Source organism: Xanthomonas sp. JAI131 (genome assembly GCF_013410075.1).
Classification (GTDB): Bacteria; Pseudomonadota; Gammaproteobacteria; order Xanthomonadales; family Xanthomonadaceae; genus Xanthomonas_A; species Xanthomonas_A bonasiae.
On record NZ_JACCCN010000004.1, the window covers coordinates 1 to 19,669 of the forward strand.

The 19,669-nt window shown below is 66.5% G+C and carries 19 protein-coding genes; 9 read left to right on the forward strand and 10 right to left on the reverse strand.

Translation table 11 applies throughout. The annotated features are described in order from the left end of the window. Nucleotides 1-736: 736 nt before the first annotated feature. From HDC36_RS16550 to HDC36_RS16585, 8 genes are all read right to left on the reverse strand, one after another. A complete protein-coding gene (locus tag HDC36_RS16550; protein ID WP_255432789.1) occupies nt 737-1,036 on the reverse strand; it encodes a SymE family type I addiction module toxin in 300 nt (99 codons plus the stop codon). 470 nt (nt 1,037-1,506) lie between these two features. Further along, nucleotides 1,507-1,905, reverse strand: a complete 399-nt coding sequence (locus HDC36_RS16555; protein ID WP_179569496.1) for a hypothetical protein — start codon at nt 1,903-1,905, stop codon at nt 1,507-1,509. 106 nt (nt 1,906-2,011) lie between these two features. Further along, nucleotides 2,012-2,410 (reverse strand): SymE family type I addiction module toxin, encoded by a 399-nt coding sequence (locus HDC36_RS16560; protein ID WP_179569498.1) that lies wholly within the window; start codon nt 2,408-2,410, stop codon nt 2,012-2,014. Nucleotides 2,411-2,789: 379 nt separating this feature from the next. Further along, entirely contained in the window at nt 2,790-3,401 is a 612-nt protein-coding gene (locus HDC36_RS16565) for a ribonuclease D (RefSeq protein ID WP_179569500.1), read from the reverse strand. Beyond that, on the reverse strand, nt 3,401-4,150 hold the full coding sequence (locus HDC36_RS16570; RefSeq protein ID WP_179569502.1) for a hypothetical protein: 750 nt from the start codon (nt 4,148-4,150) through the stop codon (nt 3,401-3,403). Before HDC36_RS16570 ends, HDC36_RS16565 begins: the two co-directional genes overlap by 1 nt. A gap of 4 nt (nt 4,151-4,154) precedes the next feature. Further along, nucleotides 4,155-4,994, reverse strand: coding sequence for an NrdJb (locus tag HDC36_RS16575; RefSeq protein ID WP_179569504.1), 840 nt, complete (start codon nt 4,992-4,994; stop codon nt 4,155-4,157). Nucleotides 4,995-5,085: 91 nt separating this feature from the next. Then, entirely contained in the window at nt 5,086-5,790 is a 705-nt protein-coding gene (locus HDC36_RS16580) for a hypothetical protein (RefSeq protein WP_179569506.1), read from the reverse strand. Nucleotides 5,791-5,984: 194 nt separating this feature from the next. Continuing rightward, nucleotides 5,985-8,138 carry an adenosylcobalamin-dependent ribonucleoside-diphosphate reductase gene (locus HDC36_RS16585; RefSeq protein ID WP_179569513.1) on the reverse strand — a complete coding sequence of 718 codons (2,154 nt, stop codon included), beginning with the start codon at nt 8,136-8,138 and terminating at the stop codon, nt 5,985-5,987. A gap of 473 nt (nt 8,139-8,611) precedes the next feature. Here HDC36_RS16585 and HDC36_RS16590 point away from each other — a divergent pair, with 473 nt between their 5' ends. The 7 genes from HDC36_RS16590 to HDC36_RS16620 all read left to right on the forward strand — a co-directional run bounded on the left by HDC36_RS16590 (nt 8,612) and on the right by HDC36_RS16620 (nt 15,310). Continuing rightward, the gene (locus HDC36_RS16590; RefSeq protein WP_179569515.1) at nt 8,612-10,057 is read left to right on the forward strand and encodes a Do family serine endopeptidase; all 1,446 of its coding nucleotides are present in this window, start codon (nt 8,612-8,614) and stop codon (nt 10,055-10,057) included. Nucleotides 10,058-10,422: 365 nt separating this feature from the next. After that, nucleotides 10,423-10,791 carry a hypothetical protein gene (locus HDC36_RS16595; protein ID WP_046979703.1) on the forward strand — a complete coding sequence of 123 codons (369 nt, stop codon included), beginning with the start codon at nt 10,423-10,425 and terminating at the stop codon, nt 10,789-10,791. 5 nt (nt 10,792-10,796) lie between these two features. Next, nucleotides 10,797-11,288 (forward strand): phage holin family protein, encoded by a 492-nt coding sequence (locus tag HDC36_RS16600; RefSeq protein WP_179569517.1) that lies wholly within the window; start codon nt 10,797-10,799, stop codon nt 11,286-11,288. Continuing rightward, a complete protein-coding gene (locus tag HDC36_RS16605; protein ID WP_179569519.1) occupies nt 11,285-11,752 on the forward strand; it encodes a hypothetical protein in 468 nt (155 codons plus the stop codon). The genes HDC36_RS16600 and HDC36_RS16605 overlap by 4 nt, the downstream gene beginning before the upstream one ends. A gap of 146 nt (nt 11,753-11,898) precedes the next feature. After that, nucleotides 11,899-13,020: an AI-2E family transporter gene (locus HDC36_RS16610; RefSeq protein WP_179569521.1), complete on the forward strand. Its 1,122-nt coding sequence runs from the start codon at nt 11,899-11,901 to the stop codon at nt 13,018-13,020. Between the two features lie 129 nt (nt 13,021-13,149). Continuing rightward, nucleotides 13,150-13,866, forward strand: coding sequence for an HAD-IA family hydrolase (locus tag HDC36_RS16615; RefSeq protein WP_225210174.1), 717 nt, complete (start codon nt 13,150-13,152; stop codon nt 13,864-13,866). Nucleotides 13,867-13,939: 73 nt separating this feature from the next. Further along, nucleotides 13,940-15,310 carry a leucyl aminopeptidase family protein gene (locus HDC36_RS16620; RefSeq protein ID WP_179569525.1) on the forward strand — a complete coding sequence of 457 codons (1,371 nt, stop codon included), beginning with the start codon at nt 13,940-13,942 and terminating at the stop codon, nt 15,308-15,310. Between the two features lie 659 nt (nt 15,311-15,969). Here HDC36_RS16620 and HDC36_RS16625 read toward each other — a convergent pair. Both HDC36_RS16625 and HDC36_RS16630 read right to left on the reverse strand, forming a co-directional pair. Continuing rightward, entirely contained in the window at nt 15,970-16,716 is a 747-nt protein-coding gene (locus HDC36_RS16625) for an anti-sigma factor (RefSeq protein ID WP_179569527.1), read from the reverse strand. Continuing rightward, nucleotides 16,713-17,228 carry an RNA polymerase sigma factor gene (locus HDC36_RS16630; protein WP_179569529.1) on the reverse strand — a complete coding sequence of 172 codons (516 nt, stop codon included), beginning with the start codon at nt 17,226-17,228 and terminating at the stop codon, nt 16,713-16,715. The genes HDC36_RS16625 and HDC36_RS16630 overlap by 4 nt, the downstream gene beginning before the upstream one ends. Before the next feature lie 248 nt (nt 17,229-17,476). Here HDC36_RS16630 and HDC36_RS16635 point away from each other — a divergent pair, with 248 nt between their 5' ends. Together HDC36_RS16635 and HDC36_RS16640 are read left to right on the forward strand one after the other, a co-directional pair. Next, nucleotides 17,477-18,577: a catalase family peroxidase gene (locus HDC36_RS16635; RefSeq protein ID WP_179569531.1), complete on the forward strand. Its 1,101-nt coding sequence runs from the start codon at nt 17,477-17,479 to the stop codon at nt 18,575-18,577. Then, on the forward strand, nt 18,574-19,152 hold the full coding sequence (locus HDC36_RS16640; RefSeq protein ID WP_179569533.1) for a cytochrome b: 579 nt from the start codon (nt 18,574-18,576) through the stop codon (nt 19,150-19,152). The genes HDC36_RS16635 and HDC36_RS16640 overlap by 4 nt, the downstream gene beginning before the upstream one ends. Nucleotides 19,153-19,669 lie beyond the last annotated feature (517 nt).

Below are 19,669 nucleotides of genomic sequence, written 5' to 3' on the forward strand. Positions count from 1 at the left end.
GGCCGAGCCGCTCGTAGAGTTGGCCGAATAGGGTGGCCCGTATTGCGGCTGCGGCGCCGCGTAGCTCAGCGGCGAAACCAGCATCCCGGCAAGCAGCAACAGGCAGGCCACGCCGATACGGCGGAAGAGGCGAACGTGGGGGTTCGACATAGCATCATCCTTGAGCTTCGATAGCGTTGTAGGCGGGCAACCGCGATGCGCAGGCATTGCCCGGCACCCACAAATCGTATCGCTCCTTTGTTGCAAATTCTGAGACGGCCAAAACTTTTTTGCAGGCCAACCGGCCCAGTTGCGGGCCAGCCCCCCCCCGTAGCGCCAAGCCTCAACCATCGCTCATCTAGCGATGCACCCTCCGCCCCGGCCAAGCCCACGGAGGGCTTGTGGACTTGCGCTCTACCGAGAACCGACTTCCTGTAAAGGACCAGCGCTCAGCGCGGATACTTCGGAAACTTCTCGTCCGGGCGACTGGCCTTCCGCTGCTTGTAGGCGGCGGTGCCACTCCCACGCCGCGAGCAGCCGACCGGAGACTGGAAACTCGACGATTGAGCGCTGGGCGCTTCGTTCCGAGCCCAAACTTGCCCATCGTTTGGCGCGTTGCTTGTGCCCATCGTTCGTGTCGCGCGCACGAACGATGGGCGCGTGGCTATAAAACCACGCGGCAACTTCCGATCCTGGCTGGCAATCCGGCTCGCGTCCGACCGGCACCGCCACGCACTCGATCAGTCGGCGCGATGGCTCAGCACCGTTTGGCGTTCGGCGCAGGCGTGATCACCAACGCGCCATCCACGATGGCGATGCACGGCTTGCTGCCCGGCACCAACCCCAGTGCTGCTAGCCACTGGCCGCTCAGGCGCAAGGTGGGAATGCGCTGGCTCTGCCGGTGGCCGTCCACCCGCACGTCGTGGCAGGTGTAGCCAATGGTGCACTGCGTGGGTTGGTGCGGACGCGGCGCGCGCTTGGGCGGCAGTTCGTCTTCCGTCAGGACCGGATTGAACAGCGTGGTGTATGTCAGGTCGCCGAGCGGGATGTGTGGCATCGGGGCAGGGACGAGAGGCGCGGCGGGCGACGGCGCGGCATCGCGGGTGCGGCGACGGGAGGACGGGTTACTCGTGGGTGCGGTTGCCTTGCGGGACATAGACGACTTCTCCTGAGTTGAAAGAAGTCCGCCCACTGCTGCCAAGCAGGGTGGCGGACGGTACGGGTTGGCAGACCGGACTCAGGGACCGGCAGGCCTTGCGGCCTCCACGTACCGCCCGCCATGAAACATGCGAGCTATCGCCCACGAGAATACCGGGCAACAAAAAAGCGCCGGGCATCGAAGATGGGCGCTGGTGCGCCTGAGTGATCGGGCTGCCAAGCCCGGCTGCGTGATTTAACGTAGCGATTCAATCGTGCTCTTTGACAAGCCCTGCGTCAACGATCGTTTCAGAAAGAAATGCAGAATTTACACCGATGGAAAGTCTACTCTCCCCGGTACTCACTGGGCAGCTGCGTACACACGAAAGGTCAGTGGCATGAGGGAAATGCGTTGCCATTCTTGATAGTTGGAGAAAGTCTCTCTTCTGTCGAATTCCCGTCACGCCCCTCCTCGCCGTTGAGGTACTTGATCAAAACGTCGCTTCCATCCCGGCGTATGGTGTAGAGCACCTCATTCCGAGCGGATTTCACGACAAGCCTGTCGCGTTCAACTGCCGGGTAGAACACGTTTGGCGCCAAAGGCCCACCTTCGTACCGCTGAATCGACAAATGAGGTCCGTTCATAGCCGGCACGATGCGGATCGTGGTACCGACCACATCTCCATCTTCGACGCTGCAGACATTGGAATATTCTTCCGTGTTCGACACGTGGAATGGAGCCTGAGCACCGGCAAGCGCGCCAATTACCAAAAAGACACTCATCATCATTTATCGGCGCCCCCAAAAATCAACGTTCTACCACATCATTCTGCAGCCCACAGCCACACTGGCCGGTGCGCCGAGTGACAGAAAGCCAGCCGGCGCGGCGGCTCGCTCAGGACGCGTTGGGCTCGGTAGCGGGCGTGATCATCAGCGCACCATCGACGATGGCAATCTGCGGCTTGCTGCCCGGCGCAAATCCCACCGCTTCCAGCCATTGGCCGCTCAGGCGCAGGGTGGGAATGCGCTGGCTCTGCCGGCGGCCGTCCACCCGCACGTCGTGGCAGGTGTAGCCAATGGTGCACTGCGTGGGTTGGTGCGGACGCGGCGCGCGCTTGGGCGGCAGTTCGTCTTCCGTCAGGACCGGATTGAACAGCGTGGTGTACGTCAAGTCGCCGAGCGGGACGCGTGGCATCGGGGCAGGGACGAAAGGCGCGGCGGGCGACGACGCGGCATTGCGGGTACGGCAACGGGAGGACGGGTTACTCGTGGGTGCGGTTGCTTTGCGGGACATACGGAACTCCTTTGAGAAGGAAATCCGCTCCCCGACGCCAATCGGGGTGGCGGACGGTGCACGATTGGCGTACCGGTCAAAGGCTCCGGCGAGCCCGAAGGCTCCCGTGCACCGCCCGCCGTAAATCGGCAAGCATTCGCGCCGTCGATGCGGCCAACAAAAAAGCGCCGGACATCGGAGGATGGGCGCTGGTTGCGCCCTTCGAACACGGGACGCCAATCCCGGCTGCGTGATTTGACGCAGCGATTCAATCTTGCCCTTTGACACGATCGGCGTCAACGAGCTTTGTAGACAGAAATGCAGGCTATGCACTAATAGAAAGCCTACTTTAACCCCGGCATTGGATAACTCCTAGCCGTGGCATTTTTTTAACCTCCACTCAGTATGAAAAGACATCACCAACTCCTGCAACATCAAGACTTACCCTGGTGGGGATATAATAAAAAGATGAATATATCTCCGCAAGATTTCCCTCAGACGCCCCCTCCATTATTTTGCATAACAAGTCCCGCAAATAGATCGTGTCACGAGCCGCATAGTCAAGCTGAGCCTGACTAAGCTCCCCGTTCACCCAGTCGCTGGTCTGCAGTCGCTTATCTAGGGTAACTCCAAGATACTTATTGAGAAGTAGAGAAAGAGAGTGCTTTTCAATATCTCTATCGACAATTTTTGCGGCAACTTTTGTACAACATATATTTTTCGGGTTAACAATAAAATTGCTACAGATAAACCTCAAGTCAAACATGGCATGATGAAATATCTTCTTTATACCTGGATTTTCAAGCAACCCTGCAAGGCGCTCTGGCGTGCCAAATGGAGGGCGCACAACATATACAAGGCTTCCGTTGAAAACCTGAATCGACCCTATTCTATCGAACCTAAAATCCAGGCCAGAAGTCTCTATATCTATAGCAACAAAATCGCCAAAGGATGATTCGACTGGCAGATCCCCAGTGCATAATTTTATTTCATAGCGCGCAACGAAGTTCATTATTTAGAACCAACGCTATTTTCAAAATCTTGACAAAATAGCTTGCCAAACGCCCCATTCTTTCCAAATTGCAAAGTAGCGACCTTCCCGATTCTTCCCAAGCCATGATAAAGAGTTACAACACACACATCATCGAACCTGTGATATGCATAGGTACTTTCTTTTGATGAGAAAATCACTGAGCACCTTTTGCTAGCATTAATTTCGCGAAAAATATCCTCAAAAAACTGACAGGCCTCCTTAACACTTTTGGATACATCTTCAGCAGATCGGTTATATCGCAGACCCAAGGCAATCATTAGTCGTTCATCTTCTGGATCAGGGAGCAACACACGAAGCCGAGAAGACTTGTTCCGTGCAAATTCCTTCAATTGCCCGACGTAGTTGCTACGCCATGTATTCGCATAGCTAACAGAAAGGTCAATATTTTTTGCAGTACTTATAAGCGCCTTCCACGAAATATCCCCAATCTCCAACGTCGCCTTCTGTATTCCAGACTCATCCATAGAATCAGATATATTTACCAATGCCTTTATTTGGCGAACAATCTCTTGCTTCCCATGCAGCTCATATAAATAATTCACCACTCCCGTACCCAAGATAAACCAACCTAGTGTGGGAAGCAGCGATTTAAGCCACACACCTACTTTTTCCGGTTGATCGACAGGCACACCGCTCACGGCAATTAAAATTAATGCCAGAACAATAACGATCCAAGTCGCATTCCGTCGCAAAAATTCTCGGATCATTTTTTTACCCGCACTTTGAATAACCACAATTCAAACAAGTAGCACACCCGTCCATAATCACCAGGGCCTTGGTGTTGCACTTGTGGCACATCGTGGCCGACGGCGGGAAGCTCGCGCCGTCGCCGGTGACGGCGATGTCTTCCTCGTGGTCGGCGGTGGAGTCGCTGGAAACCGTACCCTCATCCGCCCTGCGGGCACCTTCTCCCGCAGGAGAAGGAACAGCCTTGCCTACTTCACTGTTTTTTTTTGAGCGGTCTTCGTACTGCTTGCGCTTTTCGTTGATCAGCGCGCGCTGGTGGTCGCTCATCTCCGGGTCGTGCAGCAGGCCGATGGACTTCATGTGCTCTTCGACGATGCTGCCCAGTTCGGCCACCAGCGAGGGCATGTACACGCCGCCAGCCTTGAAGTAGCCGCCCTTGGGGTCGAACACGGCCTTCATCTCGTCGACCAGGAAGGTGACGTCGCCGCCCTTGCGGAACACGGCGGACATGATACGGGTCAGCGCCACGATCCACTGGAAGTGTTCCATGGACTTGGAGTTGACGAAGATCTCGAACGGGCGGCGCAGTTCGTGCTCGGTGCCGGCGTTGAGCACGATGTCGTTGAGGGTCACGTACATGGCGTGCTCCACCAACGGCGATTTGATCTTGTAGGTGCTGCCGATCAGCACGTCCGGGCGCTCGATGCGCTCGTGCATGTGGATGATGTTGTCCACCGGCACTTCGGCCTCGGCGGTGGCGCGGTGGATCGACGCGGCGGGCACGGGCGGTGCGGCGTCGCGCGCCTTGTCTTCGGCGGTGACGACGGCGTAGCCCTTGATTTTCTTGTCGATCTTGACGGCCATGATGCGTTCCTGATGTGCGTGTCGTGTTGGGCGCGCGTCCCGCGCGCTGCCTCTCTCCCGCGGACGGGAGAGAGGGTGCAGCTGGGACGGCTTACTTCTTGGCGCGGGTGGCCGCGGCCTTCTTGCCGGCGCTCTTGCGCACGGCGGTCTTCTTCACTGCGGCGGTCTTCTTGGCGACCTTGGCGGTGCTCTTCTTGGCGGCCTTGGCGACCTTCTTCACGGCCTTCTTGGCGACGGCCTTCTTGGCGCCGACGCTCTTCTTGACCGCGGCCTTCTTGGCGGCCACCGACTTCTTGGCGACCGCCTTCTTCGCGGCGACCTTCTTGACCGCCTTCTTCGGCGCGGCCTTCTTCGCGACCGCCTTCTTGGCCGGCGCCTTCTTCACGGCGGCCTTCTTGGTGGCCGTCTTCTTGGCAGCGGCTTTCTTGGCCGGCGCCTTCTTCGCCGCCGCCTTCTTGGCGGTCTTCTTGCCGGCCTTCTTCAGCGTGGCGGCTTCGGACTGGGCGTTGGCCTTGGCCGCTTCCAGCTTCTTGCGCGCGTTGGCGACGGTCTTCTTCACCGACTTGCCGGCCTTCTCCGCCCGCTTGGCGACGGCCTTCTCGGCCTTCTTGACCGCCTTGCGGGTCTTGGCGACCTGGTCCTGCACGCGCTTCTGCACGTTCTCTGCGGTCTGCTTGACGCTGGCGACGGCGTCGCTGGCGGTGGCGGCGATCGCTTCGCCCATGTTGCTGGCGGTCTCTTTTACGTTTTCGGCGACTTGCGTCAGCGTCGCCGTCACACCATTACCGTTGCTCATAAAAAACCCTCCTCAGGGTGTCAGTGTTTATGTAACGCGGGCGATGCTATACCGATTGAGGTGAAGCGTGGAACCGGATGCGACGGCAATCGACGCGCGGTAGGGAAGCGTTCGGGAAAGCCGGCACGGCGCCTTCCCGATTTCCCCGCCGCCGCCGCTCCCTTCGTTGCCGGCGAAGGGAGCAAACACTCGGCTTAGAACTTGCCGTAATACCCTTCTTTCAGGGCGTCGAACAGGTTGGCGGCGGTGTGCATTTCGCCGTCGTATTCGATCTGCTCGTTGCCCTTCACTTCCACCACGCTGCCGTCTTCCAGTTCGAAGCGGTAGGTGGTGTTCTCCAGGTCCGCTTCCTTGACCAGCACGCCCTGGAAGGCGGCCGGGTTGAAGCGGAACGTGGTGCAGCCCTTCAACCCCTGCTGGTGGGCGTAGCGGTAGATGTCCTTGAACTGCTCGTAGGGGTAGTCGGTGGGGACGTTGGCGGTCTTGGAGATGGAGCTGTCCACCCACTTCTGCGCCGCGGCCTGCACGTCCACGTGTTCCTTGGGGTGGATGTCGTCGGCGGAGATGAAGTAGTCCGGCAGCTGCGCGTCGGCGGCCTCGGCGAACGGCATCGCCTTGGCGTTGACCAGGTGGCGGTAGGCCAGCAGCTCGAAGGAGAACACGTCCACCTTCTCCTTGGACTTCTTGCCTTCGCGGATCACGTTGCGGCTGTAGTGGTGGGCGAAGCTGGGCTCGATGCCGTTGGAGGCGTTGTTGGCCAGGCTCAGCGAGATGGTGCCGGTGGGGGCGATGGAGCTGTGGTGGGTGAAGCGCGCGCCCACTTCGGCCAGCTCGTCCACCAGCTCCGGCGCCACCTCGGCGATGCGCTGCATGTAGCGGCTGTACTTGGCGTGCAGCAGCTTGCCCTCGATCTGCTGGCCCACGCGCCAGCCGTCCTTGGCCATTTCCGGGCGCTGGCGCAGCATCGCGGCGGTGACGGCGAAGGTCTCCTGCATGATCGGCGCCGGGCCTTTTTCCTTGGCCAGGGTCAGCGCGGTTTCCCAGCCGGCCACGGCCATTTCGCGGGCGATGGCTTCGGTGAACTCGCAGGAGGCGGCGCTGCCGTACTTCATCTGCAGCATGGTCATGGTCGAGCCCAGGCCGAGGAAGCCCATGCCGTGGCGGCGCTTGCGCAGGATCTCGTCGCGCTGCTGCTGCAGCGGCAGGCCGTTGACCTCGACCACGTTGTCGAGCATGCGGGTGAACACGCGCACCACTTCCTTGTATTCCTCCCAGTCGAAGCGCGCCTGGGCGGTGAACGGGTCGCGCACGAAGTTGGTCAGGTTGATCGAGCCGAGCAGGCAGGCGCCGTACGGCGGCAGCGGCTGCTCGCCGCACGGGTTGGTGGCGCGGATGTTCTCGCACCACCAGTTGTTGTTCATTTCGTTGACGCGGTCGATCAGGATGAAGCCCGGCTCGGCGTAGTCGTAGGTGGAGACCATGATCATGTCCCACAGGTGGCGGGCACGGATCTGCCCGTACACCTTGCACGCGACCAGGCCGTCGTCGCGCACGATGTAGTTGCTGTGGGTGGGCCAGTCGCGCCAGACCACGGCGTTGGCGTCGGCCAGGTCGATGTCGGCCTCTTCCTTGCGGTTCACCGGGAACACCAGCGGCCAGTCGGCGTCGGTCTCCACCGCCTGCATGAAGCCGTCGGTGATCAGCAGCGACAGGTTGAACTGGCGCAGGCGCCCGTCCTCGCGCTTGGCACGGATGAAGTCCTTCACGTCCGGGTGCGACACGTCGAAGGTGCCCATCTGCGCGCCGCGGCGGCCGCCGGCCGAGGACACGGTGAAGCACATCTTGTCGAAGATATCCATGAACGACATCGGCCCGGAGGTGTAGGCGCCAGCGCCGGCCACGAACGCGCCGCGCGGGCGCAGCGTGCTGAACTCGTAGCCGATGCCGCAGCCGGCCTTGAGGGTCAGGCCGGCTTCGTGGACCTTCTCCAGGATGCCATCCATCGAGTCGGTGACGGTGCCCGACACGGTGCAGTTGATGGTGCTGGTGGCCGGCTTGTGTTCCAGCGCGCCGGCGTTGGAGGTGATGCGCCCGGCCGGGATCGCGCCGCGGCGCAGCGCCCAGGCGAAGCGCTCGAACCAGTAGGCGCGCTTTTCCTCGGTGGCCTCGGCATCGGCCAGCGCGCGCGCCACGCGCTGGTAGGTGCCGTCGATGTCGGCATCCAGCGGCTCGCCCTGCTTGGTCTTCAGGCGGTACTTCTTGTCCCAGATATCCTGCGACGCAGGCTGCATCGGGATGGGGTTCTGCTTGGACTCGGTCTGGACGACTTCCAGGCGCACCGTGCTCATTCTTTTCTGTTCTCCTCGAACCTGTCCCGATGGGGCGGATGGGGGTGGCCGTCCGCCGTGTCTCTTATTTGTATGCGGTTTGCGCTGCGCGACGACGACAGCCGCGGCAGCGCGCGCGGCGCCGCCCTTCGGCCGAATGGGAATGCGTAGGGCGTTCGACCGCCCGTCTCACGTTCACGCCATGCGTCACTGCGTGCGCCCCCTGGGGTATCGACCCCAGCGAAAACCCCAGTAGTTGGGTTGCTTTGACGTCTTACCGCTACATGTAGTGGCAAAACGAAGTGCCCAAGCTAACCCTGGGCGGGCCTGCTGTCAACGCCGAAACCGGGCGGTTCGGCGCCTCCGTACGCCGCCGCGGGTTTCGCTTGCGCCGGGCTTTCACTGGCGGTTAAACGCCGCTCGTTCATCTTGATTTATGCGCCCCGGCGCCCATCTGCCTTGCGTCTCCCGCCGCGTCATCCGGAACCCGACCCATGCGACCGCTGCCCACGCTGCTGACCCTGACCGCCGCCGCCGCCTTCGGCGGTTTCGCCGCCACCGCGATCAACGCGCACCTGGACAATCGCGCCGAGGCTGCGCCCGCCCCCGCCGCGCCGGTGGCGCAGACGGTGGCCGGCAGCGCCGCCTTGCCGGCCTCGGTGGCCGGCCAGCCGCTGCCGTCGCTGGCGCCGATGCTGCAGCAGACCATGCCGGCGGTGGTCAGCATCAACACCAAGCAGGTGGTGCGGGTGCGCAATCCCTACTTCAACGACCCGTTCTTCCGCCGCCTGTTCCCGGACATCCCGCAGGAGCGGATCAACGAGTCGCTGGGCTCGGGCGTGATCATCGACGCCAAGAACGGCTACGTGCTGACCAACCACCACGTGGTGGAGAACGCCGACGACGTGCAGGTGACGCTGGCCGACGGGCGCAGCTTCAAGGCCGAGTTCATGGGTTCGGACGCGGACACCGATGTGGCGCTGATCCGGATCAAGGCCGACAAGCTCACCGAGATCCGCCTGGGCGACAGCAGCAAGCTGCGGGTGGGCGATTTCGTGGTGGCGATCGGCAACCCGTTCGGCTTCACCCAGACGGTGACCTCGGGCATCGTCTCGGCGATGGGCCGCAACGGCATCCGTGGTTTGGGCTACCAGAACTTCATCCAGACCGACGCCTCGATCAACCCGGGCAACTCCGGCGGCGCGCTGGTGGACCTGCACGGCGAACTGGTCGGCATCAACACCGCCAGCTTCAATCCGCAGGGCAGCATGGCCGGCAACATCGGCCTGGGCCTGGCGATCCCGTCGAACCTGGCGCGGGCGGTGGTCGAGCAGTTGCTGAAGAACAACGGGGTGATGATCCGCGGCACCTTCGGCATCGAGACCCAGAACCTGACCGCGCAGATGGCGCAGGGCCTGGGCCTGGACGCGCCGCGCGGCGCGCTGGTGACGCGGGTGCTGACCGGTTCGGCGGCGGCCGGCGCGGGCCTGCAGCCCGGCGACGTGGTGGTCGGCGCCAACGGCGAGCGGCTGGACAGCGCCGAGGCGCTGCACAACTACGAAGGCCTGCAGCCGGTGGGCAGCACGGTGACGCTGGACGTGCGCCGCGACGGCAAGCCGCTGCAGATCAAGGCCACGCTGAAGGAGCAGCCGCGCGCGGTGAGCGGCGAATCGCTGGACCCGCGGCTGGGCGGCGCCAGTTTCACCGACCTGCCCGAGTCGCTGCGCCAGTCCGGCATCAACGGGGTGCTGGTCGGCACCGTGGCGCGCGGCAGCCGCGCGGCGCGCAATGGCCTGGCCAGCGGCGACATCGTGATGGCCGCCTCCACCGGCGAATTCGCCGACCTGGCCAGCTTCCGCGCCAACTTCGCGCGTAAGCCGGCGCAGTTGGTGCTGCGCGTGGTGCGGGGCGGGGCGCAGGCGGATTTGTTGATGCAGTGAGGTGGGCGCGGCGGCGGCGAACGGTTCCGGGGTCGGCCAGGTTTCCTGGCTTCGTTCGTCGCGGCTGAAGCCGCTCCTACAGAAAGTCTGCGGCAATCTGGCCAGGTGCACTGTAGGAGGGGCTTCAGCCCCGACAGGATCCGAGACGGGCCAGGATTGCGGCTTCGCTTGTCGCGGCTGAAGCCGCTCCTACAGAAAGCCTGCGGCGCGCGCGGCGCTGTCCTTGGACATAATGCCGGACTGGATGTACCCGTGCGGCCGGGCCTAACAAGCTCTACACCGCGTCGATGCTATTCCTCTGGATCGCGATCCGCGAACCGCCTGCCGCGCGCAGGTATGCCCCTACCACCGTCAGGAGACACGCGATGAATGCCAACCCCACCAATACCGAAAACCTCAAGGACAACCTCAGCGAAGCCGGTTCGCATCTGAAGTCGGCCGCCAGCTACGCCGGCGAAGCGATCAAGGGCGCCGCCGGTGCCGCGGGCGACGAGTTGAAGCTGGGCAAGGCCAACGTCAAGGCCGAGCTGTCCGACAGCGCGCTGTCCGGGCTGGCCGCTGCCGAGTTCGGCGGTGCCGCGGCGAAGGAGCAGGTCGATGTGCTGCTGGACAAGGGCCGCGACCTGATCGACAGCGCCGCCGAGCTGATCCGCGAGCGCCCGCTGGCCTCGTTCGGCGTCGCCTTCGCCACCGGCTGGATCATCGCCAAGCTGGCGCGCAGTAGCGACAAGTAAGCCACGTGAGCGACGAGCAGGCCCGCGACGGCGCCGCTGCCGCGCCGGATCCGGCGGCGGCGGAACGGCCGTCGCTGGAGGAATCGTTCCGCGAATTCAGCACGGCCGGCCGCGACGGCCTGACCGCCACCCTGGAAGCCGGCCGCGCGCTGCGCAAGCTGGTGGTGGCGGACCTGGCGCTGGCGCGCGCGGCGATGGCCCGCGCACTGGTGTGGCTGACCATCGCGGTGTCGTTCGGCGCGTCGGCATGGATGCTGCTGATGGGCGCGCTGATCGCGGTGCTGCAGCGGCTGGGCTGGTCGTGGCTGGCGTCGATCTCGGCGACCGCCGCGTTCAGTCTGGTGGTCACCGCCCTGGGCGCCTGGCAGGCACTGCGCTATTTCGAAATGAGCAAGCTCGACGCCACCCGCCGCCAGCTGGCGAAGCTGGGGATCGGGGGCGACGACGAGGACACCGCCGAGGACCATGCGTCCAAGGCCGCCGGAGCGGGCCGATGAAATTCGATCAACTGCAGCACCGCATCGCCCGCGCCGAGACGGTGCTGGAAGGCCGCCAGCAGCAGATGCAGACGCAGTGGACCACGCTGCAGCGGGTGTGGCGCGAAGGCTGGACACCGCTGCGCATCGTCGCGGTGGGCCTGGGCGCAGGTTTTCTCGCCGGACGCGCCGAGCCGGCGGCGGCGATCGGCAAGCTCGGCGGTGCGCGCTGGCTGCAGATGCTCAGCGCGGTCTCCAGCCTGCTGACCGCGACCAAGGTCAAGGAAGCCTCCGACCAGGCCGAACGCGCGGCGGACACCGCGCAGGATGCGGCCGAGGCGGTCGAGACGCCCGCGGCCGCAGGCGTGCCGCGGCCGCCCGTTGCGCCCACGGTGGCCACGGCGCCGGTCGATGCGCCGTTCGCCGCGTCGCCGCAGGCACCGCCGCGCGCGGCCGAAGCGGCCACCGACGTCTCCGAACGCTGAGCGCCGCCTAGCGATCCGCCGCGGTCGCCACGCCGCCTTCATACCGCGCAGGCCAGGATCGGCCTACACTCCGCTTCCCCTTTTTGCGCCGAACGGCGCGCGTCCAGCCGACGCGTGCCGGGGCCACCGTACGCAGCGCAGGTCCGATGAGCACTCTGTCCGAATCCGTGGCCGACGCCGGCGACGTGGCACCGCCCCCCGAGGACGCCCTCCCGCCACCGCCCGCCCCGCGCCCGCGTGGACCGGTGTCGTTGGTGGTGCTGGCGACGTTGGCGGTGGGCTACACCTTGTGGGCGGCGCAGGAAGTGATCCTGCCGGTGCTGCTGGCCGCGTTCTTCGCCCTGGTCGGCAATCCGATCCTGCGCGGGCTGCGGCGGCTGTACGTGCCGCGCTTCCTGGGCGCGCTGCTGGTGCTGCTGTCGGGCATGGCGGTGGCCACGGCACTGACCATGCAGCTGGCCGGGCCGGCCGCCGAGTGGGTGCAGCAGGCGCCCGGGCAGATGCGCCACATCGCCACCCAGGTGCGCGACCTGACCAAGCCGATGCAGCAGGCCAACCAGGCCGCGGAGAATTTCGCGCGCGCCGCCGGCGGCGACAACGGGCGCCGCGTGCAGGTGATCCGCACCCAGCTGGACGACCCGTACAAGGCGCTGGTGCGCACCCCGCGGCTGGCCGCCTCGGCGCTGGCGGTGGTGTTGCTGACGTTCTTCTTCATGGTGTTCGGCGAAAACCTGCAGCGGCATGCGATCGCGCTGCTGCCGAACCGCCAGCAGCAGAAATTCACCACCGACATCCTGCGTTCGATCGAGCGCGAGGTGTCGCGCTACGTGCTGACCATCAGCGTCATCAACACCCTGGTCGGGCTGATCTTCGCCGGCATCCTGGTGCTGCTGAAGATTCCGCTGCAGGAAGCGCTGCTGTGGGGCACGGTGGTGGCGCTGCTGAACTTCGCCCCGTACGTGGGCCCGCTGATCGGCGCGATCCTGATGCTGCTGATGGGCTTTGTGGAGTTCCGCGATCCGCTGAGCGCGGCGCTGCCGGCGATCCTGTACCTGGCGCTGCACATGCTCGAAGGCCAGGTGGTGACGCCGATCGTGCTCGGCCGGCGCATGGCGATCTCGCCGCTGATGCTGATCCTGGCGCTGATGCTGTTCGGCTGGCTGTGGGGCATGATCGGGTTGCTGCTGGCGGTGCCGCTGCTGGTGTGCATCAAGATGGTGCTGGCGCGGGTGGACGGCATGCAGCGCTGGGCCAGGTTGCTGGAATGAAGCCGGGATTCGGGACTGGGGACTGGGGACTCGGAAAAGCGATCGATGCGGCGCCGGGGCCGGCGCGTGTGTCTACTGTTGGCAGGAGCCGGCACTGTCGGTTGGCGTAAAATGTTGCGAGTGACTTCCTTGCCTTCCTTCCCCGTTCGCGCCATCACGCTGGACCTGGACGACACGCTGTGGCCGTTCGCGCCGATCGGCGCGCGCATCGAGCAGGTGCTGCACGACTGGCTGCTGCAGCACAGTCCGCGCACCGCCGAGCGGTTCCCGATCGCGGCGATGCGGCAGCTGCGCGACGAGGTGTTCGCCGCGCATCCGCACCTGGTCCACGACCTGAGCGAGATGCGGCGCCTGACCCTGCGCCGCGCGCTGCGCGACAGCGGTGCCGACGAGGCGCTGGTGGAGCCGGCGTTCGCGGTGTTCTATGCCGCGCGCAACCAGGTGGAGTGCTATCCGGACAGCATCGCCGCGCTGCAGCGGATCGCCGCGCGCGTGCCGGTGGTGGCGCTGAGCAACGGCAATGCCGACCTGGCCACGATCGGCCTGGCCTCGCACTTCGCGTTCCAGCTCAGCGCGCGCGAACACGGCGCAGCCAAGCCGGACCCGAGCATCTTCCACGCCGCCTGCGCGCGCCTGGGCCTGCCCTGCGCGCAGGTGCTGCACGTCGGCGACCACATCGAGATGGACGTGGTCGGCGCGATGCAGGCCGGGCTGCGCGGGTGCTGGATCAACCGCGACGCGCAGGCCTGGCATCCGCCCACGCCGCCGGACCTGCACTTCGACACCCTCACCGGCCTGGCCGACTGGCTGGACGCCACCCAGCCGGCCGTCGGCGCGCGCGCATGAGCGCCGCCCGCTGCCGCCTCTTCGCCCTGGCCGCGCGTCGCGCCGACCGCGCCCGACTCACAAGGACCCGCTGATGTCCCTGCCTTCCGGCTTCACCGATGCCTCCCCCCACGCGCTGCCGCTGCATGTGCTGGACCGCGAACGCCTGGCCGAATGGCGCGCCGCGCAGGCGCCGGCCTGGGTGGCGTGGCTGGATGCGCAGCAGTTCGTGGCCGCGCCCGGCACGGTGCTGTTGCTGCCCGGCGCGGACGGCGTGGCCGCAGCGGTGCTGGGCGTCGGCGACCGCGGCGATGCCTATGCCTACGCGCACGCACCGCATGCGCTGCCGGCCGGCAGCAGCTGGCGGCTGGCCAGCGCGCTGAGCGAGGAAGAGCAGGCCGCGCTGCATCTGGGCTGGGGCCTGGGCAGCTACCGCTTCGCCCGCTACAAGCAGCCGACGCGGCTGCCGGCGCAGTTGCTGGCCGCGCCGAGCGCGGAAGTACGCGACCAGCTGGAGGCGTGCGTGCGCGTGCGCGACTGGGTCAACACGCCGGCCGAGGACATGGGGCCGGACCAGCTGGAAGCAGCCGCGCGCGCGATCGCCGACGCGCATGGCGCGCAGTGCGAAAGCATCGTCGGCGAGGAATTGCTGCTGCGTAATTTCCCGGCGATCCACGCGGTCGGCCGCGCCTCGCACCGCGCGCCGCGGCTGATCGTGCTGCGCTGGGGCGAGGAGGCGCATCCGCACGTGGCGCTGGTCGGCAAGGGCGTGTGCTTCGACACCGGTGGCCTGGACCTGAAGCCGGCCGACGGCATGCGCCACATGAAGAAGGACATGGGCGGCGCGGCGCATGCGCTGGCGCTGGCCGGGCTGGTGATGGCGCAGCGGCTGCCGCTGCGGCTGACCGTGCTGCTCGCGGCGGTGGAGAACGCGGTCGGCCCGGACGCGTTCCGCCCCGGCGACGTGATCGCCACCCGCCAGGGCATCAGCGTGGAGATCGACAACACCGATGCCGAAGGCCGGCTGGTGCTGTGCGACGCGCTGAGCTACGCCAGCGAACAGGCGCCGGACGCGATCCTGGATTTCGCCACGCTGACCGGCGCGGCGCGGGTCGCGTTGGGCCCGGACCTGCCGGCGCTGTTCTGCAACGACGACGCGCTGGCGCAGGCCTGGATCGCCGCCGGCGAACGCAGCCGCGACCCGGTGTGGCGCATGCCGCTGTGGCGCCCCTACCTGCGCTACCTGACCAGCTCGATCGCCGACCTGGCCAATGCCGGCTCGCGCATGGCCGGTGCGGTGACCGCGGCGCTGTACCTGGAGCGCTTCGTGCCGGCACGGCAGGCCTGGGCGCACCTGGACGTGTACGCCTGGAACGACAGCGACCGCCCCGGCCGCCCCGCCGGCGGCGAAGCGCTGGCGCTGCGCTCGGCCTACGCGATGCTGAAGGCGCGCTACGCCGGGTAGGGGTGGCGGGGCGTTGCCATCGTCCCGGACGCGTGGCCGAGGTTGCTGGAGCGCCTCCTGTAGGAGGGGCTTCAGCCCCGACAGACTACCCAAACCGCCAAGGTTCCTGACTTCGCTCGTCGCGGCTGAAGCCGCTCCTACAGGAGCTTGCGGCTTGCTCGCTGGGTGCACCGTGGGAGGGACTTCAGTCCCGACGCGATCCGGTCGCGGCACCTCTACCGCTTCGCTCGTCGCGACCGAAGTCGCTCCCACAAGGGTCTTGCGGCTCTCTCGCAGAGTGCACTGTAGGAGCGGCTTCAGCCGCGACAGACAAGTAAAACCACCAGGGTTGCTGACTTCGTTCGTCGCGGCTGAAGCCGCTCCTACAGGAGCTTGCGGCTTGCCCGCCGGGTGCATTGTGGGAGGGACTTCAGTCCCGACGCGGTCCGGTCGCGGGACCTCCACCGCTTCGCTTGTCGCGACTGAAGTCGCTCCCACAAGGGTCTTGCGGCTCTCTTGCAGGGTGCACTGTAGGAGCGGCTTCAGCCGCGACAGACAAGCAAAATCGCCATGATTCCTGGCTTCGTTCGTCGCGGCTGAAGCCGCTCCTACAGAAACTTGCGGCTTGCCCGCCTTGTGCACTGTGGGAGGGACTTCAGTCCCGACGCCGTTCTGCTGGCTCAGCCCTGCCCGCGCAGCAGCGGGGCGATCTGGCGCATGCGGGTCTGCGTGGCCGGGCCGACCAGGGCGAAGGCGGTGTCGCCTTCGGACCAGTATTGCGCCAGCAAGCGGCCGTCGCGGCGCTCGCCGTCGCTGAGGCGGGCGCTGCGCGGGCGCAGGTACAGGCCGATGCGCGCGCCGTCGGCGTCCTGGTAGACCAGCATCGCCGCGGCGCCCTCGGGGGTGGACAGCAGGCGCCCGCCGCGCAGCGCGAAGCCCTGCGCCTGCAGGTCCGGCACCGCGCCGGCGGCGCCGAAATGGGTGCGCAGCCAGCCCTGCAAGGCCAGCCGCCGCGCCGGGTCGAATTCCAGCGGCTGCTCGCCGTCGGCGAACAGGCGATACGCGGCCACCGCGTCGGCCATCGGCAGGCGATCGCCGCCGAGGCGGCTGTCGCGCAGCTGCCAGCCAAGCGTGATGCCCAGGCCCAGCATCAGGACGCAGCTGGCGGCCATGGCGGTCAGCGTGCGGCGCCGCTGGCGCACGCGGCGGCGCAGGGCCGGCACGGTCAATGCGGGATTGGCCGGCAGCGTCTCCGCACCGGCCCAGGCCGCGCGCAGCGCGTCGGCGTCCCGCTTCCAGCCGGCCACGCGCGCGGCGTGCGCAGGATTGGCCTGCAACCATGCCGCGACCTGCGCGCGCCGCGCCGGGTCCAGACGGCCATCGACGTAGGCGTGCAGGGTTTCGTCGTCGGGGCGCAGCACGGTCATTTGAGCACTCGCAAGGCAGGGCCGCCGGCGCCGCGGCCTTCGCCGATCTGGCGCAGTTTCTCGCGGGCACGCGACAGCCGCGACATCACCGTGCCGATCGGCAGGTCCAGCGCAGTGGCGGCGTCGCGGTAGCTGAAGCCCTCGACGCTGACCAGCAACAGCAGCGCGCGTTGTTCGGCCGGCAGTTGCGCGAACGCGGCCAGCATCGCGCGGCCGTCGTGCACCTGTTCGGCGGAGGGCGCCTGGGTCGGCTGCTGCGGCGCGAACAGGGCCAGCACCCGCTGCCAGCGCTGCGCGCGCCGGCGCGCGTCGACGAACTGCCGGTACACGATCGCGAACAGCCACGGCTGCAGCGCATCGGCATCGCGGCGCGTGGACCAGCGCCGCAGCGCGCGCTCCAGTGCCGCCTGCACCAGGTCGTCGGCACTGGCCGCATCGCCGCTCAGCGACTGGGCGAAGCGCCGCAATCGCGGCATGAGCGCACGCAGAGAATCGTCGTCGAGTTCGTCCATGGGCAGGGTCAGGTGCAGCGCTCGGGAAGGGGCAATCACAGGTAGGACGCACGGCGAGGCGGATTATTCCCTGGCCTGGGCGAGCCGCCTGTCCGGACGGCTGGCACGCGATTGTGCCGCCTGCCGGGCCGCAAGGAACCGCTGCCGGCGAAAAACGCAATGCAAACGCCGAACCAGCGCCTGTGCCGGGAATAGAACGCGGCGCCGGACGTCTCACTCCCAATCGCCGCCGCCACAGGAGTCGCCCCATGTCCCATCCCGATCCCACCCCGCCGCCACGCCCGCGGCCCTGGCTGCCGCTGGCCGGCATCGCCGCGATCGCCGCCGTGCTCGCCGCCGCCTTCGCCTGGAGCGCGGGCTGGCTGGGCGGGCCGCAGCGGCTGACCGCGCAGCGCATGACCGATGCCATCGAGGCCGGCGGCCCGCCGCATCCGGGCTTCCGCCGCGCGCACAGCAAGGGCATGTGCGTGAGCGGCCATTTCGAAGGCAACGGCCAGGCGAGCGCGCTGTCCTCGGCGCGGGTGTTCACCCAGGCATCGGTGCCGGTGCTGGGACGCATGTCGATCGGCGGCGGCGATCCGCACGGTGCCGATGCCACGGCGCGGGTGCGCAGCATGGCGCTGCTGCTGCGCAGCGACGACGGCCAGCAGTGGCGCACGGCGATGAACAGCTTTCCGTTCTTCGTGGTGGCCACGCCGGAGGGCTTCATGGCGCAGACCCTAGCCGCGCAGCCGGACCCGGCCACCGGCAAGCCGGACCCGGCGAAGCTGGCCGCGTTCGCGCAGCGCTATCCGGAAGCGAAGAAGTTCCAGCAGTGGGCCAAGACCGCGCCGTGGTCGGACAGCTGGGCCAACACCCAGTACAACGGGGTCAACAGCTTCCGCTTCATCGCCGCCGACGGCAGCAGCCGTTTCGTGCGCTGGTCGATGCGGCCGCAGACGGCGTTCAAGGAACTGTCCGCGGCGCAGCGCGCGCAGGCCGATGCCGACTTCCTCGGAGAGGACCTGCAGGCGCGGCTGGCGCAAGGGCCGCTGCGCTGGGACCTGGTGCTGACCGTGGCCGCGCCTGGCGATCCGGTGAACGATCCTTCGCAACCCTGGCCGCAGGACCGGCAACAGGTGGTCGCCGGCACGCTGGTGCTCGACCACGCCGAGCCGCAGGCCACCGGCCCGTGCCGCGATCTCAACTACGACCCGCTGATCCTGCCGCGCGGCATCGCCGGCTCCGACGATCCGATCCTGGCCGCGCGCTCGGCGGTGTATTCGCAGTCGTTCAACCGTCGCGAGCGCGAGATCGGCCGCGGCCAGGCACCAGAGGCGACCGGCCAGGCGCATGGGGGTGCGCAATGAGCCGCGCGAACGCCTCCGGGCATTTCAACCTGACCGCGCGCGCGCTGCACTGGCTGATGGCGGCGATGATCCTGACCATGCTGTTCGTCGGCGTGGGCATGGTCGCCTCGGTGTCGCAGCGGCCGTGGCTGCTCGACCTGCATCGTCCGCTGGGCATCGCAATCCTGGTGCTGGCGATCGTGCGCCTGGGCAACCGCCTGCGCCAGCGGCCGCCGCCGCTGCCGGCCGACCTGCCGTGGTGGCAGAAGACGGCGGCGCTGGCCTCGCACTGGCTGCTGTATGCGCTGATGCTGGCGATGCCGTTGCTGGGCTGGTCGATGCTGTCGGCCGGCGGTTATCCGATCGTGCTGTGGCCGGGCGCGCAGTTGCCGCCGATCGCGCCGCACAGTCCGGCGCTGTATGCCTGGCTGCGCAGCGCGCATGGCTGGCTGGCGTACCTGCTGTTCGCCACGGTGCTGGGGCATCTGTGCGCGGCGCTGTTCCATGCCTGGGTGCGCCGCGATGGGGTGTTTTCGAGCATGGCGCGGGGTGGTGCGGCGGCGGTGGAGCGGACGACGCGGCGAGAACAGGGCTGAGGTTTTGCGCTGTGCTGATCGCGAGCTATCGGAGCGGCTCGGGTGGACCTGGACCATCGGTCGCGATGGGCGCGATCGGTAACGCCCGTCGCGACTGAAGTCGCTCCCACAAGAAGGCGTGCGGCTTGCTGGCCGGCGCTCCTGTGGGAGGGGACTTCAGCCCCGACAGATTGCCTGGCGACGGTTCGGTTTCTGTCGCGGCTGAAGCCGCTCCTACAAAAAAGCGCATGGCGTGCTGGCCCGGTGCACCTGTAGGAGGGGCTTCAGCCCCGACAGATTGCCTGGCGATGGTTCGGTTTCTGTCGCGGCTGAAGCCGCTCCTACAAAAAAAGCGGGTGGCGTGCTGGCCCGGTGCACCTGTAGGAGGGGCTTCAGCCCCGACAGATTGCCTGGCGACGGTTCGGCTTCTGTCGCGGCTGAAGCCGCTCCTACAAAAAAGCGGGTGGCGTGCTGGCCCGGTGCACCTGTAGGAGGGACTTCAGCCCCGACAGATTGCCTGGCGATGGTTCGGTTCCTG